The sequence below is a fragment of the Nonomuraea marmarensis genome, from assembly GCF_043197025.1.
Taxonomy (GTDB): Bacteria; Actinomycetota; Actinomycetes; order Streptosporangiales; family Streptosporangiaceae; genus Nonomuraea; species Nonomuraea marmarensis.
This window is the reverse complement of sequence record NZ_JBICRM010000035.1, coordinates 27,756-45,077: the sequence shown is the minus strand read 5'-3', so window position 1 is coordinate 45,077 and position 17,322 is coordinate 27,756. Positions and strand designations below refer to the sequence as shown.

18 protein-coding genes are annotated in these 17,322 nt (G+C 67.0%); 9 read left to right on the top strand and 9 right to left on the bottom strand.

Features of this window, described 5'->3' with window-relative positions:
- The first annotated feature begins 6 nt into the window (after window positions 1–6).
- The 4 genes from sigM (at window position 7) to trxA (ending at window position 2,981) form a co-directional block, all read left to right on the top strand.
- A complete protein-coding gene (gene sigM, locus ACFLIM_RS39675) occupies window positions 7–642 on the top strand; it encodes an RNA polymerase sigma factor SigM (protein ID WP_393173990.1) in 636 nt (211 codons plus the stop codon).
- Window positions 632–1,579, top strand: coding sequence for an anti-sigma factor family protein (locus tag ACFLIM_RS39670; protein WP_393173988.1), 948 nt, complete (start codon window positions 632–634; stop codon window positions 1,577–1,579). Before sigM ends, ACFLIM_RS39670 begins: the two co-directional genes overlap by 11 nt.
- 144 nt (window positions 1,580–1,723) lie before the next feature.
- The gene (trxB, locus tag ACFLIM_RS39665; RefSeq protein ID WP_393173986.1) at window positions 1,724–2,656 is read left to right on the top strand and encodes a thioredoxin-disulfide reductase; all 933 of its coding nucleotides are present in this window, start codon (window positions 1,724–1,726) and stop codon (window positions 2,654–2,656) included.
- Between the two features lie 10 nt (window positions 2,657–2,666).
- Window positions 2,667–2,981, top strand: coding sequence for a thioredoxin (gene trxA / locus ACFLIM_RS39660; RefSeq protein WP_393173983.1), 315 nt, complete (start codon window positions 2,667–2,669; stop codon window positions 2,979–2,981).
- A 177-nt stretch (window positions 2,982–3,158) separates the two neighbouring features.
- On the opposite strand, the gene ACFLIM_RS39655 is transcribed toward trxA, so the two are convergent.
- A complete protein-coding gene (locus ACFLIM_RS39655; RefSeq protein WP_393173981.1) occupies window positions 3,159–3,776 on the bottom strand; it encodes a GNAT family N-acetyltransferase in 618 nt (205 codons plus the stop codon).
- A 269-nt stretch (window positions 3,777–4,045) separates the two neighbouring features.
- On the opposite strand from ACFLIM_RS39655, the gene ACFLIM_RS39650 reads away from it, so the two are divergent.
- From ACFLIM_RS39650 to ACFLIM_RS39640, 3 genes are all read left to right on the top strand, one after another.
- Window positions 4,046–5,278 carry an aminotransferase-like domain-containing protein gene (locus tag ACFLIM_RS39650; RefSeq protein WP_393174106.1) on the top strand — a complete coding sequence of 411 codons (1,233 nt, stop codon included), beginning with the start codon at window positions 4,046–4,048 and terminating at the stop codon, window positions 5,276–5,278.
- Window positions 5,279–5,429: 151 nt separating this feature from the next.
- A complete protein-coding gene (locus ACFLIM_RS39645) occupies window positions 5,430–6,386 on the top strand; it encodes a D-alanine--D-alanine ligase family protein (protein ID WP_393173979.1) in 957 nt (318 codons plus the stop codon).
- A gap of 148 nt (window positions 6,387–6,534) precedes the next feature.
- Window positions 6,535–7,566: a threonine aldolase family protein gene (locus ACFLIM_RS39640; protein WP_393174104.1), complete on the top strand. Its 1,032-nt coding sequence runs from the start codon at window positions 6,535–6,537 to the stop codon at window positions 7,564–7,566.
- 288 nt (window positions 7,567–7,854) lie between these two features.
- Here the strand turns inward: ACFLIM_RS39640 and ACFLIM_RS39635 are convergent, their stop codons facing one another.
- The 8 genes from ACFLIM_RS39635 to rpmH form a co-directional block, all read right to left on the bottom strand.
- Entirely contained in the window at window positions 7,855–8,817 is a 963-nt protein-coding gene (locus ACFLIM_RS39635) for a ParB/RepB/Spo0J family partition protein (protein ID WP_393173977.1), read from the bottom strand.
- A gap of 428 nt (window positions 8,818–9,245) precedes the next feature.
- Entirely contained in the window at window positions 9,246–10,181 is a 936-nt protein-coding gene (locus ACFLIM_RS39630) for a ParA family protein (RefSeq protein ID WP_393173975.1), read from the bottom strand.
- Between the two features lie 137 nt (window positions 10,182–10,318).
- Window positions 10,319–10,990 carry a 16S rRNA (guanine(527)-N(7))-methyltransferase RsmG gene (rsmG, locus tag ACFLIM_RS39625; protein WP_393173973.1) on the bottom strand — a complete coding sequence of 224 codons (672 nt, stop codon included), beginning with the start codon at window positions 10,988–10,990 and terminating at the stop codon, window positions 10,319–10,321.
- Between the two features lie 342 nt (window positions 10,991–11,332).
- Complete coding sequence (locus ACFLIM_RS39620) at window positions 11,333–11,821, bottom strand: Jag family protein (protein ID WP_393173971.1); 489 nt, start codon at window positions 11,819–11,821, stop codon at window positions 11,333–11,335.
- A 20-nt stretch (window positions 11,822–11,841) separates the two neighbouring features.
- A complete protein-coding gene (yidC, locus tag ACFLIM_RS39615; protein ID WP_393173969.1) occupies window positions 11,842–12,765 on the bottom strand; it encodes a membrane protein insertase YidC in 924 nt (307 codons plus the stop codon).
- Window positions 12,766–12,769: 4 nt separating this feature from the next.
- Entirely contained in the window at window positions 12,770–13,030 is a 261-nt protein-coding gene (gene yidD, locus ACFLIM_RS39610; RefSeq protein ID WP_393174102.1) for a membrane protein insertion efficiency factor YidD, read from the bottom strand.
- Between the two features lie 17 nt (window positions 13,031–13,047).
- Window positions 13,048–13,410 (bottom strand): ribonuclease P protein component, encoded by a 363-nt coding sequence (rnpA, locus tag ACFLIM_RS39605; protein ID WP_393173967.1) that lies wholly within the window; start codon window positions 13,408–13,410, stop codon window positions 13,048–13,050.
- A 62-nt stretch (window positions 13,411–13,472) separates the two neighbouring features.
- Window positions 13,473–13,610, bottom strand: a complete 138-nt coding sequence (gene rpmH, locus ACFLIM_RS39600; RefSeq protein ID WP_090937838.1) for a 50S ribosomal protein L34 — start codon at window positions 13,608–13,610, stop codon at window positions 13,473–13,475.
- Window positions 13,611–14,060: 450 nt separating this feature from the next.
- Here rpmH and dnaA point away from each other — a divergent pair, with 450 nt between their 5' ends.
- Together dnaA and dnaN are read left to right on the top strand one after the other, a co-directional pair.
- Complete coding sequence (gene dnaA / locus ACFLIM_RS39595) at window positions 14,061–15,629, top strand: chromosomal replication initiator protein DnaA (protein WP_393173965.1); 1,569 nt, start codon at window positions 14,061–14,063, stop codon at window positions 15,627–15,629.
- A 523-nt stretch (window positions 15,630–16,152) separates the two neighbouring features.
- The gene (gene dnaN / locus ACFLIM_RS39590) at window positions 16,153–17,292 is read left to right on the top strand and encodes a DNA polymerase III subunit beta (protein WP_393174100.1); all 1,140 of its coding nucleotides are present in this window, start codon (window positions 16,153–16,155) and stop codon (window positions 17,290–17,292) included.
- The last annotated feature ends 30 nt before the right edge of the window (window positions 17,293–17,322 follow it).

Genomic DNA, 17,322 nt, shown 5'->3' with positions numbered 1-17,322 from the left:
CCTCTTGTGAACTCCCCACCCGAGACACCCTCAGCAGCGGAGCGGCCGGCGATCACAGACGCCGAGCTGCTGACCGCGCACATCAACGGGGATCCACACGCCTTCAGCGAAATCGTCAAGAGGCACCGCGACCGTATGTGGGCGGTCGCTCTCCGTACGCTCGGTGACCCCGACGAGGCCGCCGACGCCGTGCAGGACGCCTTCGTCTCCGCATATCGCAAGGCCGCCACGTTTCGCGGCGAGGCGGCCGTCACGACCTGGCTGCACCGCATCGTGGTCAACGCCTGCCTCGACCGGATGCGCCGCAAATCCGTCAGACCGGTCGCCGACGACGAGCTCATCGAGGCCGCCGAGCGAGAGACCCCGCTGCCCGACCAGACCGTCGAGCGAGAAGTCTCGATGGAGGTTTCGGCCGCGCTGAAACTGCTACCCAACGACCAGCGAGCGGCGCTGGTGCTCGTCGACATGATGGGCTATTCGGTCGAAGACGCAGCTCAGGTGCTCCAGGTGCCGAGCGGGACGGTGAAGAGCCGGTGCGCACGAGGACGCGCGAAACTTGCCCCGATTCTTTCGCATCTGCGGAACCGAACAGACTTCAATCGCGTCTCATCCGCGAAGGGAGCAGAACTTCGTGACGGGTGATACGCACTACGATCTGGAAATCCTGGCCGAGCTGGCCGAGGGTCTCCTGGACGTCGGCACGGCGCGCCAGGTCCGCGAGCATCTCGCGGTCTGCGACCCCTGCGGGGAGCGACTGGCAGACCTGGCGGCGGTTCGCGAGGTGCTCGCGGCGACCCCCACACCGGCCATGCCGATGGGTGTCGCACTGCGCATCGACAAGGCGCTGGCCGCGGAGGCGGAGTCCCGGCGCGGCGGAGGTGTGGGTCTCGCGGAAACACCTGACTGGGATGAGCTCATGCGGGACGTCCCGTGGGAGCAGCCAGTCGAGGTGCCTGCGCGGTTCGACCGGGCCATCTCTGAGCCGGCGCGGTTGGACCAGGACTCGGCAGACGAGCCCGTGCGCCTCGGCGTGGTCTCCGACGACGGCACCATCGTCCCGGCCAGGCGCCGGACCTCGCGACGGCGCCGGTGGGCACTGCCCGCTGTGGCCGCCGCGGCGGCCGCCGTCGTGGTGGGCACGGCCGTGGCCTCGACCAGCCTGCTCGCCGCTGGCGGAGACGGCGGTACCAGCAGTGGCAGTGGCGATATCGCGGCCAAGCCCGAGTCCAAGCCCGAGTCCCCGCCCAAGGTCGGCCAGCGCGCCAGGCTCTACGGGCTGACCGACAGCGGCCACAACTACAGCGACCAGGACCTGCGTCAGCCGCTCGAAGGCCTGTTCGGCTTCACGCGCATGCTGGGTCCAGGCTCCACCGACGACGGCCAGGTCGAAAAGTGCGTCAGCCGGGTGGTGAGCCGGTCCAAGCTCCCGACGTACGCGGTCGACCAGGGCCAGTACAACGGTCAGGAGGCCCTCATCGTCGCCTCCTGGAAGGACAAGGCCACCCAGCAGTTGCGCATCGACGTCGTCGATCCGTTCAACTGCAAGAACCTGCGTAAACCCGCTCTGGGTCGCTGGTAGGAAAAGTGTTCGAAAGAGCCCGCTTCGGCGGGCTCTTTCGCTTTGCCTGGGCCCAGTAAGCGGCGGGGGAAGTAGGGCAGGGAATCTCAGCGGCCTAGGATCTGTTGACGCCGATGGCAACAGCAAAGAGGAAGGCGTGGAGCGTTGAGCGACGTTCGTAACGTGATCATCATTGGATCCGGCCCAGCTGGCTACACCGCGGCCGTCTACTCCGCGCGCGCCGAGCTCCAGCCGCTGGTCTTCGAGGGCTCCGTCACCGCCGGCGGCGCGCTCATGAACACCACCGACGTGGAGAACTTCCCCGGTTTCCCCGACGGCATCATGGGCCCCGACCTCATGGACAACCTGCGCAAGCAGGCCGAGCGGTTCGGCGCCGAGCTGGTGGCCGACGACGTGGTCGAGGTGGACCTGGAGGCCAACCCCAAGGTCGTCAAGACCCACAGCGAGACCTACTACGCCAAGTCCGTCATCCTGTCCATGGGCTCCGGCTACCGCGAGCTCGGCCTGAAGAACGAGAAGCGCCTGTCCGGGCACGGCGTGTCCTGGTGTGCGACCTGTGACGGCTTCTTCTTCCGCAACAAGGACATCGTGGTGGTCGGCGGGGGCGACACGGCGATGGAAGAGGCCACGTTCCTGACCCGGTTCGGCCGCATGGTGACGGTGGTGCACCGGCGCGACTCGCTGCGGGCCAGCAAGATCATGCAGGAACGCGCGTTGGCGAACGAGAAGATCCGCTTCGTGTGGGACTCCGAGGTCGTCGACGTGATGGGCGACACCAAGGTCGAGGCCGTGAAGCTGCGCAACGTCAAGACCGGCGAGGAGTGCGAGCTGGCCACGGACGCGCTGTTCCTGGCCATCGGCCACGACCCCCGCACCGAGCTGGTCAAGGGGCAGATCGAGCTCGACGAGAACGGCTACATCAAGGTGGCCGCACCGAGCACGGCGACCAACATCGACGGCGTGTTCGCCGCGGGTGACGTCGTCGACCACATCTACCGCCAGGCCATCACCGCGGCCGGCACAGGCTGTTCGGCCTCGCTCGACTCCGAGCGCTGGCTGACCAACACCGAAAAGTAAGGAGCGCACCGTGAAGGCTGTCACCGACGCCACTTTCGAAGCCGACGTCCTCAAGAGCGACAAGCCCGTGCTGGTCGATTTCTGGGCAGAGTGGTGCGGCCCGTGCCGTCAGGTCGCGCCTATCCTGCAGGAGATCGCCAGCGAGCACGGCGACAAGCTGGAGATCGTCAAGCTCAACATCGACGAGAACCCTGAGGTTCCGCGCCAGTACGGTGTGCTCCAGATCCCGACGATGAACGTCTACAAGGGTGGAGAGCTCGTGAAGCAGATCATCGGCGCCAAGCCGAAGGCCATGCTGCTGCGCGACCTCGAGGGCATCATCTAGCCCGCCCTCCGGCGCGGCTGTGCGTTCTTTACGACGCGCTTCCCACGGCAAGGCCCCCCGCTTCATGCGGGGGGCCTTCGCGTTTGTCCGGCAATCGTGGCGTCGGTACGCGTCGTTATGCGCGGGCCCGGCGGGTACGGGCGGCCTTGTACGGCTCCTTCGGGCCCTGAGTGGCCGTCAGACGGGACGTAGGGCGCGTTCCGGACTCATGGACCCCAGGAGCCGCTCCAAAGCCACCTCGACGTCCTCACGCCACGAGACGGCGGTCTTGAGCTCCAGCCGGAGCCGCGGGAATCGCAAATGTGGACGAACAGTCTTAAAACCAACAGAAAGCAAGTATTCCGCCGGAACTACGCAACTAGGCTCTTCCCACTTGAGGTCGCCAAAAGCTTCTATAGCCTTCACCCCGCGCCGTGTCAAGTCTTTGGCCACTCCTTGAATCAGCATCCGCCCCAGCCCACCACCTGAGAACTCCGAAATGATGTGCGCCGTCATCAGCAGCACCGCGTCGGCGCTGACCGGCGAGGTGGGGAAAGCCACGGAACGTGGGCTGTAAAGCGGCGGGCTGTAAAGGACGAACCCCGCGGGCACCCCGTCAACGTAGGCAATTTTCCCGCAACTACCCCATTCGAGCAGCGTGCCGGAGATCCAGGCTTCCTTCTCCAGCCCCGGATCGCCCGACTGCACAGCGCGTTCGCCGCTGACGGGATCGAGCTCCCAGAACACGCACCGTCGGCAGCGGTGCGGCAGATCTTCAAGATTGTCCAGGGTTATGTTGACCAGCCGGCGCGACAACTACGGCCCCTATCGTTGACCCGGAAAAGCGCGCGAAAACCGCGTCCACAGGTGGCATCGTAGCCCAGTGAAGATGTCGCCAGCGGACACCACGACGGTCGAGCCAGGTCACTAACGACATGTCCGGCTGGCGTAATCTGGTATTTCAGTCCGATATGACACCAAGGAGGTGGGCCGTGACGGAAGAGCAGGATCACGGTCAGACACCCGCGACCCAAGGGTCGCGCATCGACGCATACGTCGATCGGTACGCCGCGCGAGCTACCGGGATGGTCGCCTCCGAGATCCGAGCTCTTTTCGCCGTCGCGTCGAGGCCCGAGGTGGTCTCGCTCGCGGGCGGCATGCCGTACGTCACGGCGCTCCCCCTCGACATGGTCGGCGAGCTGGTCGCCGACCTGGTCACCAAGCGCGGTCCCGTCGCGCTGCAGTACGGTTCCGGTCAGGGCGATCCGCATCTGCGCGAGCAGATCTGCGAGGTCATGCGGCTGGAGGGGATCAACGCCGGGGCGAACGACGTGGTCGTCACCGTCGGTTCGCAACAGGCCCTCGACCTGATGACCCGGATCTTCATCGACCCGGGCGACGTGGTGCTCGCCGAGGGCCCCTCGTACGTGGGGGCACTGGGTACGTTCGCCGCTTACCAGGCCAAAGTGGTCCATATCGCCATGGACGATCAGGGCATCGTGCCCGAATCCCTGGCCCAGACCATCTACGCGCTGGAGACGGCCGGGGCGCCCATCAAGTTCCTCTACACGATCCCGACCTTCCAGAACCCCGCCGGCGTCACCCTGAACATCGCCCGCCGGCAACAGGTGCTCGACATCTGCCAGCGGGCCGGGGTGCTCGTCATCGAGGACAATCCGTACGGACTGCTCGGCTTCGACGGGGAGCCCATGCGTGCCCTGCGAGCCGACAACCCCGACGGTGTGGTCTACCTGGGATCGTTCTCCAAGACGCTCGCCCCCGGTTTCCGCGTCGGCTGGGCCCTGGCCCCGCACGCCATCCGCGACAAGCTCGTGCTGGCCATGGAGTCGGCCGTCCTGTCGCACTCCTCGTTCACGCAGCTGGCCGTGGGTCAATACCTGACCACGCAGCCGTGGCGGGAGCAGATCAAGTCGTTCAAGGAGCTCTACCGTGAGCGGCGCGACGCCCTCCTGGACGCTCTCGAAGCGCTGATGCCGCCCGAGGTCACGTGGACCCGTCCCGCCGGGGGGTTCTTCGTGTGGGCGACCCTTCCCGACGGGCTCGACTCGAAGGCCATCCTGCCGCGGGCGGTGGCGGAACGGGTGGCGTTCGTGCCGGGGACCGGGTTCTTCTCGGACGGGAGCGGGGCCCGGCACATGCGCCTGTCGTACTGCTTCCCTGAGCCGGATCGCATCCGGGAAGGGGTGCGGCGGCTGGCTGGGGTGATCGAGCAGGAGATGCAGCTGCGGGACACGTTCGGGACCAGCTCGGCACGCGACCACCAGGGGGTGGACACACCGGGGCCGGATCTGGCCTAGCGCTTTCGAGGGTGGCCGGCGTTCTCCTGCGAGGACGCCGGCCACCGTCACGTCTCGTCGCATGTCAGTTGGGACACTGGGATACCTCTCGTACACCGCCGGCCCCCGCCGCCGGTACGGTTGGACGCGTGCGATCAGCGGAGGAGATGTGATGAGCGATCTGGGCCACGTGCTCGTGCTGGCCGGGGGCCTCTCCTATGAACGAGAGGTGTCTCTGCGCTCCGGTCGCCGAGTCAGCGAGGTGCTGCGTGCCGCCGGCGTCGACGTAGAGGCCCGAGACACCGACGCTTCCCTGGTGCCCTCGATCCTCGCGGACCCGCCGGACGCGGTGTTCGTGACCCTCCATGGTGGTGCGGGCGAGGACGGCGCGATCCGTTCCGTACTTGAGCTCCTCAACGTCCCCTACGTGGGCGCCGACCCGGACGCCTGCCGGGTGGCCTTCGACAAGCCCACCGCCAAGGCCGTGGTCCGCTCGGTCGGCCTGCACACGCCCGAGTCGGTCACGCTGCCGAAGGAGACGTTCCACGACCTGGGCGCCACCGTGGTGCTGGGGCGCATCGTGGAGCACCTGGGCCTGCCCCTGTTCGTCAAGCCCGCCCGAGGCGGCTCGGCGTTGGGGGCTTCGATCGTACGCACTGCGGAGGAGCTCCCGGCCGCCATGGTCGGCTGCTTCGCCTACGGCGACACGGCGCTGATCGAGCGGTACGTCGAGGGCGTGGAGGTGGCGGTCTCGGTCGTGGACTTCGGCAACGGCCCGGTGGCCCTCCCCGCCGTGGAGATCGTCCCGGACGAGGGCGTCTACGACTACGCGGCTCGCTACACGGCCGGGCACACGGAGTTCTTCGCGCCCGCCCGCCTCTCCGCCCAGGCGGCCGCGGCCTGCGCGGAAACCGCCGTGACGGCCCACACCGCTCTCGGCCTACGCGACATCTCCCGTACGGACCTGATCGTGGACGCCGCCGGCATCCCGCACTTCCTTGAGGTCAACGTGGCCCCGGGGATGACGGAGACGTCGCTCCTCCCGATGGCCGCCGAAGCAGCCGGCCAGGATCTGGGCGACCTCTGCCGCACCCTCCTCCAGAACGCCGCCACCCGCTTCCACGCCTAACCGCCCGCCAGTCCCCCGGCGCACTCTGCACGGGGCACGCCGCACGCAGGGCGCGGGTCGGGCGCCGAACTCGACTGTGAGCCCGCTGGGGAGGGCTCGCAGCCGCCGGATGCGGTGAAAGTAGCCTTACGGTGTGCTGATCGATTCGATGTACCCAAAGAGTTTCGCCAGCGACAACCACGCAGGCATGCACCCGACCATTCTCGAAGCCATAGCCGCGGCGAACCAAGGAGACGCACCTGCCTACGGCGACGACCGGTGGACCTCGGCGTTCGAGGAGAAGACCAAGGAGGTGTTCGGTGCGGGCGCGGAGGGCTTCGCGGTGCTCAACGGAGCGGGCGCCAACATGGTCGGCCTGGCGCTGATGCTCGGCCGTTTCGACGCCATCATCTGTGCCGACAGCGCCCACATCGCCACCCATGAAGCCGGGGCATCGGAACGCCTGCTCGGCGTGAAGCTGATGACGGCCCCCACCACGGACGGCAAGCTCCGCCCGGATGACATCAAGTCCCGCCTGGGCGGGATCGGGAACCCCCACGAATCCCAGCCGACGGTCGTCTCCATCTCCCAGGCGACAGAACTCGGCACCTGCTACTCCCCCGCCGAGATCGCCGCCCTCGCCGACGCGGCGCACGCGTCGGGCCTACGCCTCCACGTGGACGGCGCCAGACTCGCGAACGCCGCAGCCCACTTCGACTGCGACCTGAAGACCGTCACGACGGACGCCGGGGTGGACGTGTTCAGTTTCGGCGGCACCAAGAACGGCGCCTTGGCGGCGGAAGCCGTGGTGGTCCTCGACCCCTCGCTGACCGACGCCGTCCCCTTCCTTCGCCGCCAGTCCCTTCAGCTCGCCTCGAAGATGCGCTTCATCTCCGCCCAACTCTCAGTCCTCCTGACGGACGACCTGTGGCGTCGGAACGCCGCTCACGCCAACCAGATGGCCACCCGCCTGGCCGACGGTCTGGCGGACATCGCTGGTGTGTCGCTGACCCAGCCCGTCCAGTCCAACGCCGTCTTCGCCAGCCTGCCACCGGTCGCCGCCGAGACTCTCCGGCAGCGCTACCTGTTCCACCACTGGGACGAAGCGGCGGGCATCGTCCGCTGGATGACCGCCTTCGACACCACGCCGGAACACGTGGACGACTTCCTCGACGACATCCGGAAGACCGCCGCCATGTAGGACGGCATCCGTGAGCCCGCCGCCATGTAGTCGCCCACGCATCCCGGCCTCTGTTTCACGTGAAACACGACGCAGACCGCGTTCAACCTTCGGGGAGCTACGTCTACGATCCCCGGGCAGCGAGTTGGACGCCCTCCTGTTTCACGTGAAACATCGACCGGAGGGCGTCCCCGAAACGCCTGAGCGCCCTCGGTGAGAGCGCACGTGTTTCACGTGAAACAACCATCGACCGTCACGACCGACCCCGGTCCCGGGTTGGCGGTGGGGACGGTTTCACGTGAAACAGGGTCAGTCCTCTGTCTCCCGCATGGCGCGGACGGCCTCCGGGGCCATGGTGCCGATGATGCGCTCAAGGTCGTCGATGGTAGCGAACTCCACGACGATGCGACCCTTTCGGCGACCCAGGTCGACCTTCACCTTGGTTTCAAAGTGGTCCGAGAGGCGGTCCGCGAGATGGGTCAGGCCGGGGGCGGTGGGCTTGGACGGCTGGCGCTCGCGGGGGGGCTTCTGGGCGGCCTTGGCGCTTCCCATGGCGACGATCTCTTCTACGGCTCGGACCGAGAGGAGCTCCGCCGAGATTCGCTTCGCCAGTTGCATCTGCTCCTCGGCCGAGTTGAGGCCGAGGAGGGCTCGGGCGTGGCCGGCGCTGATGACTCCGGCGGCGACCGTGCGCTGGACTTCGGGAGGGAGATTGAGGAGGCGGAGCGTGTTGGTGATGTGGGAGCGGGAGCGTCCGACCTTCTGGGCCAGCTGCTCATGGGTTGCCTGGAAGTCGTCAAGGAGTTGCTGGTATGCCGCCGCCTCTTCCAACGGGTTCAACTGCTCGCGCTGAAGGTTCTCGATGAGCGCGTCCCGGAGGAGGTCGGTGTCCTGGGTGTTGCGGACGATCGCGGGCACCGGGTCCAGGCCGACCTGCTGGCACGCGCGCCAGCGCCGCTCCCCCATGATCAGCTCGTACTGACCACCGCCGACCGGCCGGACCACGATCGGTTGCAGCAGGCCGACCTCGCGGATGGACGCCGCCAATTCCTCGAGGCGCTCCTCGTCGAAGACCTCGCGTGGCTGGCGCGGGTTCGGCACGATCGCGGCTAGGGCGACCTCCTTGAAGTACGCTCCGGCGATCGGCTTCGGGCCGGTCTCCCCCGTTGAACCGTTCGCCGGGGCCGCCACCGTCCCCGTGCCGTCAACGATGGGACCGGTCGGGATGAGCGCCCCCAGCCCCTTGCCCAATCCCCGCCGCTGCTGACTCACTGCGTCTCCTCATCCACCCGGTCGATTCCGGTCACTCCAGGAGAGGTTACCGTCGTGAGCCCGACGCGGTGCCCCCTCGCCACACACCGCCCCGTTGGATTTACGCCGACACGATCACAAATCTGCCAAACCCGTGAATGAGCGTGCTCCGAGTGGGCCAATGTCCTCCCGGCGCCATCCACTCCCCGGCTCCTCGGCCTGCCTCTGCTCGTGGCTGGCGGTGGATAAGCACACGGGCGCGGTCGCATGAGATCGTGACATCCGCCTGTGCCCCATCGGGCAATGGGCAGCAAGGAGACCGGCCGACGGTTCCCGTCCGGCCCGGTAGGAGCCGGTCGTGGGCTGATGGAGGGACGGCCGCGAGATAGGCCGGCCCAAGCCGCGCGGCCGACTCGGCCACTGTCGCGGCCCAAAGCTGCGCGATGGGGTCAGGCCACGGTCGCGCGGTGGGCGATCTCGCGAGCGGCGTCCATGTACGCCATGGCCCCGCTGGAGCCCGGGTCGTACGTCATCACCGACTGGCCGTAACTGGGTGCCTCCGACAACCGCACGCTTCGCGGGATGATCGCGTTGAGCACCGTGTCTCCGAAATGCGCCCGGACCTCATCCGCCACCTGCGAGGCCAGCCGGGTGCGCCCGTCGTACATCGTCAGGACGATGGTCGAGAGGTCCAGCGTCGGGTTGAGGTGGGCCCGGATCAGGTCCACGTTTCTGAGGAGCTGGCCGAGTCCCTCCAGGGCGTAGTACTCGCACTGGATGGGGATCATGACCTCGTCGGCGGCCACCAAGGCGTTCACCGTCAGCAGGCCGAGGGACGGCGGGCAGTCGATCACGATGTAGTCGAGCTCGATCGAATCGTACGCCGCCAGCGCCCGGCGAAGGCGGGCTTCCCTGGCCACCAGAGAGACGAGCTCGATCTCCGCGCCCGCCAGGTCGATGGTGGCCGGGGCGCAGTAGAGGTTCGGCATGTCGGGGACCTGCTTGACGATCTCCGCCATCGGCAGGTCGTCCACGAGGACCTGATAGACGTCCGGGACATCGCCGCGATGCTCGGTGGCCAGAGCCGTGGAGGCGTTCCCCTGCGGGTCCAGGTCCACCACGAGGACGCGCTGGCCGTGCATGGACAGCGCGGCGGCGATGTTCACCGATGTGGTGGTCTTGCCTACGCCGCCCTTCTGGTTCGCCACCGCGATCACCCGGCATTTGGCCGGGCGTGGCCAGGTGTCACCGCCGTCACCGGGGGTCTCGCCGGACTGGACGGCCGTCTGGGTTGCAGATGTTTCACGTGAAACCACTGAGCTGAGCGCCTCTCGTACCAACGGCGAATCACCGGGGTTCAGGGGGGTCTGGGTCACGATGGCCATCCTTTCAACCAGTGGTGTGCCGGTGCCGGGAATTCGCTGTCGCGACACGCCCATTTCGGGCCAGCCAACCCCGGTTGGACTCTCGAATGGACGGCTGTCCGGCCAGCCAAGACCGCTTAACGCGACTGGCACAACCGTCACCTCCTTCGTCGCCGCCTAGCTCGCTCCGGCGCGCGACCCGCTACCACCCGAACCAATGTTGCAGGCGGCTCGACCTTACCGCGCCCGACGGTCACAAGCTCGGCCGTTCGGGCTCCGCTGGCCCGCAATTGGGGCTCCGCCTCGGCGAGCTCCCCCGCGGCGCGCTCCCCCTTCATGGCGATCAGCTCGCCACCTTCGCGGAGCAGCGGCATGGCCCACGTCAGGAGGCGATCGAGCGGCGCCACCGCGCGAGCGCTGGCGACGTCGAACTCACGCTTGCCCGCCAGCTCCTCCGCCCGGCTGCGCAGCACCTCGACGTTGTCGAGCTTGAGCGCCTCGACGCACTCCTCCAGGAACACGGTACGGCGAAGCAGCGGCTCCAGCAGCGTGACCGTGATATCAGGCCGGACAATCGCCAGCACGATCCCGGGCAGTCCGGCACCGGAGCCGATGTCCACCAGGCGTACGTCCGGCGGCACGACCTCGGCGACGACCGCGCAGTTGAGCAGGTGGCGATCCCAGATCCGGGACACCTCCCGCGGGCCCAGCAGCCCACGGACGACGCCGGGACCAGCCAGCAGCTCGGCGAACGTGTTCGCACGATCCCAAGCCTCTCCGGCGAAGACGTCCCGCGCTATGTCCGGCGGTGCCGGAAGCTCATCGCTCACTGGTCGGTGGCCCTTTCTGGGGCTGGAGGCCCATGCTCGGCAACGTCTGGACGAGGTGGTGGTGCCAGGTCATGGCCCGGCTCCGCAGCTTCAGGAACGGTCTCTACCCAAGGCTAAAGGTGAGATCACAAGGGAAGACTAGCGGGCCGAGGTGAAGCCGACCTTTCAGCGCGCGCCGTAGAAGATCCCGACTGGGGTCGGCGCGGGAACGTTAACAACGGATTTAGGCGCCCATACACCTGTTCTGGTGGACGTACAGGGATAAAAGGTGATAAATGCGAAAACGGCCGCCTGCCTCGCGCACAGGCGGGCAGACGGCCGGCTTGGCTGGCGTGACCCGCCTCAGGCGGGCAGGACCACCACGTACCGCTGGGGCTCCTCGCCCTCGGACTCGCTACGGAGCCCGGCGGCCGCCACGGCATCGTGCACGATCTTGCGCTCGAAGGGCGTCATCGGGTGCAGAGCCTTCGGCTCGCCCTCTTCCCTGACCTGGTTGGCGATCTCGGTGCCGAGCTTGGTCAGCTCGGCCCGCCGGCGCTCGCGGTAGCCCGCCACGTCCAGCATCAGCCTGGAGCGCTCCCCCGTCTGCCGGTGCACGGCCAGCCGGGTCAGCTCCTGCAGCGCCTCCAGGACCTCTCCCCCGGGCCCCACCAGCTCATTACCCTTGAGCCCCACGACGGAGACCAGGGCGCGGTCGCCCTCGACGTCCATGTCGATGTCGCCGTCGATGTCGGCGATGTCGAGAAGGCCCTCGACGTAGTCGGCAGCGATCTCGCCTTCCTGCTCGAGCGCATTGAGATCAGGAGCCTTCTCCTGCTCGGCCTCGGTCATGGCCGGCCTCTCCTTCGTGTTCAAGACTTCTTGCTGCCGGTGCGCTTGCTGCGGGACTGGCGGCTGGGCTGCTGCCTAATGATCTTAGGCTCCGGCGGCGGCGGAGGCGCCTGCTCTTCCGGCGTGGTCTTGCGGAGCTTGGCGATCAGGCTGGGCTTGGGCTGCACGGGGATCACGTTGCCCTTGGCGTCGTACTGCGGCATCGGGTGCCGACTGTAGAACCAGTGCTGCTGGCCGAGCGTCCACACGTTGGTGGTCACCCAGTACATGATCAGACCGAGCGGGAAGTTCAGGCTGAAGAAGGCGAACAGCGGCGAGATGTACATCAGGATCTTCTGCTGCTGCGCCATGGGGTTGTCCGGCATCTGCGCCATGGACCGGGTGACGCTCTGCCGGACGGTGAGGAAGGTCGTCAGCGAGCTGACCGCGACGAAGCAGCCGATGACGATCTTCTCGCCGACGCTGGGCGCCTCGAAGAACGTCGCGGGCAGCGGGGCGCCCAAGATGGAGGCCTGCTTGGCGCTGTCGACGAGTGCCTGGGTCATGCCGAACTTCGGCTGGTCCGCCGCGATCGCCCGGAGCACGGTGAACATCGAGATGAAGATCGGGAACTGCGCGACGACCGGCAGGCAGCCGCCGAGGGGGTTGGCGCCCGCTCCCTGGTAGAGCGCCATCACCTCCTGGTTCATGCGCTGCTTGTCGTTCTTGTAGCGCTTGCGGAGCTCCTGGACCTTCGGCGCCAGCTCCTGCATCTTTCGCGACGAGCGCATCTGCTTGAGGAACAGCGGGAAGATCAGGATCCTCATGAAGATGGTCAGCGTGATGATGGTGAGCGCCCAAGTCAAGCCGCTGTTCGGGTCGAGGACCGTGCTGTATCCGGTGTGGATCCAGGTGATGACTTGGGCGACGGCTGTGTACAGCCAGTTGAGCCAGGACAGCTCCACCGAGCTATCTCCCTTGCGTTTCGTGGGACCGGACCGGGCGTGGGGGCACCGGGTCTATACCTCCGGGATGGAATGGGTGGCACCGCCCGATGCGCCGGACAGTCAGCCATGTGCCGCGCAATGCACCATGTACGGCAATCGCCTCGAGTCCATACGCACTACAAGACGGGTAGAAACGGCAGCGTGGACCGAGCATCGGGCCGATGAAGGCCCGATAGAACCGGATCGGGATGATCAGCGCCCGAGCGGCGAGGCTCGGCGTCATCCCTTGCGGTTGCTCCGTCATCTGTGTCCACCCGTCGAGGACTCGCTCCGCCTGAGCAAACGATCCAACGCGGAATCGAGCTCGGCGGCCAGGTGCTCGAAACGCGCGGACGCGGCCGGTGGATTGGCGCGTACCACCAGCAGGCTACCTCGCGGCAGCCGGTCGAGACGGTCCCGCATCAGGTGTCGGAGCCGCCGCTTGACCTTGTTCCGGGTCACGGCGCCACCGACGGCCTTACTCACCACGAAACCCACCAGGGGTGACTCTTCCCCGGAAATGGCAAAATGCACCACAAGGGTCGGGCGGCCCACGCGCTTGCCGCGCCTGACCGCCGCCTCGAACTCCTCCCCGCGTCGCATGCGGGATTGACGTGACAGCACCGTATACGCCTAACGCCCGCCGGCGAGAACCGCCGGCGGGCAAACAATCGGGCGCGGGACGATCAGGCCGACAGCTTCTCGCGGCCCTTACGGCGGCGAGCGGCGAGGACGGCGCGACCGGCCCGGGTGCGCATCCGCAGCCGGAAGCCGTGGGTCTTCGCGCGGCGACGGTTGTTCGGCTGGAAAGTACGCTTGCTCACGGGTGGGCTCCAGGCTTGAAGGTGCGCCCCAAAGGGCGCTTAAACACACATGGATGGCCTGCCAAGGAAGCGAGGGCACGCGAAATAGCCGTCGCGTGACAAGCCGACCGTCGTACGTTACGGGGGAAGTACGCCCCAGGTCAAACCGGGCGGGTTATCCACCTTTCCACAGGCGACTTTTCCACCGCCCGGCGGGCGTCCACAGGATGTGCACCCGGGTGCCACTAGGCTGTGGACAACGTCTTGAACACAGCTGTGCACATGGCTACTGTCGGCCCTTCCGGACGCGCCCAAAGGCTGTGCACAACTTGTGGATCTCCTGTGGAGGACCTGGGCACGGAGCTCGGCCGCCACGCTGTGGACGAAGGGGTCGCACGTCAACCTGGGCGGCCGCGCCATGTGGACAAACGATCGCGGGGGGCCGCGAGAGGGAGGAGGGGGAGCCGCATCATGAACGGTGTCGACCTCGGCACGGTATGGGCGAGGGCCCTGCGCAACTTCCTCAACGAGAACGTGCCGATCCAGCAGCGCACGTGGTTGTCGATGGTGCGCCCGATCGCGCTGGCCAACGACACGATCGTGCTCGGCGTCCCCAACGACTTCCTCAAAGACCTCATCGAGGGCAAACTGCGCCCCCTCGTGGCGCATGCGCTGTCACAGGAGCTCGGCCGGACCATGCGACTGGCCGTGATGATCGACACCACGGCGCCCGAACAGCCGGCGACCGACGCTCATCAACAGCCTGTGACTCAGAGTTATCCCCAGGGTGTGGAGAGTCAGCTGCGTTACGCACAGCCCCCGCAAGCGCAGCACAACCCGGCTTCCGAGCCGCCGCAGTTCTATTCTCCACAGCCGGAGCCATCCCAGATATCCACCGAATATCCACAGCAGGGCTTCTCTTTTGAACAGGCGCAACCGCCTGTGGAGAAAACGCCGGAACCACCGAACCGGTGGGAAGCGAAGAGCAACAAGCCCAGCGAACCAGCCAGACTCAACCAGAAATACACATTCGAGACATTCGTCATCGGGGCCAGCAACCGCTTCGCCCATGCGGCGGCCGTGGCGGTGGCCGAATCCCCGGCGAAGGCGTACAACCCTCTCTTTATCTACGGCGACTCGGGGCTGGGGAAGACGCACCTGCTGCACGCGATCGGGCACTACGCCCAGAGCCTGTACGACGGCGCGCGGGTGAGATACGTGAGCTCGGAGGAGTTCACCAACGACTTCATCAACAGCATCCGCGACCACAAGGCCGACGGGTTCCGCGGCCGCTACCGGGCGATCGACATCCTGCTCGTGGACGACATCCAGTTCCTGGAGGGCAAGGAGCAGACGCAGGAGGAGTTCTTCCACACCTTCAACACGCTGCACAACGCCAACAAGCAGATCGTGATCTCCAGCGACCGCGCGCCCAAGCAGCTGATCACGCTGGAGGACCGGCTGCGCAACCGCTTCGAGTGGGGCCTGATCACCGACGTACAGCCGCCCGAGCTGGAGACCCGGATCGCGATCCTCAGGAAGAAGGCCATCCAGGAGGGTCTGGCCGCGCCGCCCGAGGTGCTCGAATACATCGCCAGCCGCATCTCCACCAACATCCGCGAGCTGGAGGGCGCCCTGATCAGGGTCACCGCGTTCGCCAGCCTCAACAGGCAAGGCGTGGACCTGCAGCTCGCCGAGGTGGTGCTGAAGGACCTGATCACCGCGGACTCCGGCCAGGAGATCACGATCGCCACGATCATGGCTCAGACCGCCGAATATTTCGGGATCAGCATCGACGACCTGTGCGGCAGCTCCCGCAGCCGGGCGCTGGTGAACGCCCGGCAGATCGCCATGTATCTGGTACGCGAGCTCACCGAGCTGTCGCTGCCGAAGATCGGCCAGCAGTTCGGCGGCCGCGATCACACCACCGTGATGCACGCCGAGCGCAAGATCCGGTCGCTCATCGCCGAGCGCAGGTCGATGTACAACCAGGTCAACGAGCTGACAATGCGTATCAAGCAGACATCGCGCGGAGCCTGAGCTTCATGCACAGCCTGTGGAAAACACTGTGGATCTGCGAAAACGCCGAAAGGCCGCGTCTCTTCGCCACGCAATGCCCGAAAAAATCCCCCACAGCCCCTGGGGATAAGTCTGGGGACATCCTGAGGACAACCTGGGGACTACCGGTGGATGACTTGGGGACGGCGTGTGTACAGCCGATCGGGGGCTCCAGACCGGGTGCCTTTACCCCGTGGACAACCTGTGGAAACCCCGTGGATAGCCCGTGGACGAACACCCCAAGATCTGGGGATGACCTGTGGGCGAAGAGTCTCCATCCCCAGGCGCGCGAGTTCTCCCCAGGCGTCGCCCACACCCGCAGTGGATGAAAATCCGGCCGCTGACCAGCCACAACGCCGGTTGTCCACAGTTCCCACAGCCCCTAGTGTGATGACCTCTTATCTCTCTAACAAAGAAACTCAAGACCCATAGAGGGGTTCTCCCGGAACTCAGGTGCGGGAGAGTGAACACTTGAATCAACGACGAACCCAGGAGGCTGATGACCGTGATGTTCCGAATCGAGCGAGACGTCCTCGCTGAGGCGGTGGCATGGACGGCACGCAGCCTCCCGGCGCGCCCGTCGGTGCCCGTACTCGCCGGCATGCGCCTCGAGGTCACGGAGGAGCAGCGGCTCAAGCTGTCCGGATTCGACTACGAGGTCTCCGCCGAGGTGACGCTCGAGCTCCACACCGGCGAGCCGGGGGTCGTCCTGGTCTCCGGCAAGCTGCTCGCCGAGATCACCCGCGCGCTTCCCGCACAGCCTGTGGATCTCGTGGTGGAAGGCGCCAAGGCGGTCGTCACGTGCGGCAGCGCCAGATTCACCCTGCTGACCATGCCGGTGGAGGACTACCCGTCGCTCCCGGCCATGCCGCCGGCCGCGGGCCGGGTGGGCAGCGACGTGTTCGCCTCCGCCGTGGGCCAGGTCGCCGTCGCCGCGGGCCGGGATGACACGCTGCCGATGCTCACCGGCGTACGGATGGAGATCGAGGGCGACACCGTGACCCTCGCCGCGACCGACCGCTACCGGCTGGCCGTACGCGAGCTGAAGTGGCAGCCCGGGCAGCCCGACTTCGCGGCCATCGCGATGATCCCCGGCAAGACGCTCGCCGACACGGCCAAGGCCCTCGGCGCGACCGGCGCCGAGGTGGAGGTCGCGCTCAGCTCCTCCGGCGGCACCGGAGAGGGCATGATCGGCTTCTCCAGCGCGGGTCGGCGGACCACGACGCGGCTGCTCGACCCGGAGTTCCCCAAATACCGCTCGCTGCTGCCCACGGAGTTCTCCGCGCGCGCCGATCTGTCCACAGGCCCGTTCGTCGAGGCGGTCAAGCGCGTGGCCCTGGTCGCCGAGCGCAACACGCCCGTACGGCTGGCGTTCAGGAGCGGTGAGGTCGTGCTCGAGGCGGGCAGCGGCGACGAGGCGCAGGCCGTCGAGGCGCTGCCGGTGGACTACGAGGGCGAAGAGATGAATATCGCCTTCAACCACCAGTTTCTGCTGGAGGGCCTGGGGGCCATCGACAGCGACGTGGCGCGGCTGCAGATGACCACATCGACGAAGCCCGCTATCCTCACCGGTGGCAAGCCTGTGGATGACGGTTCCGTGACGGACTACCGTTACCTGATCATGCCCATCCGACTGTCAGGCTGACCCTGTCATCGGGGATGATGGAAGTCTGAC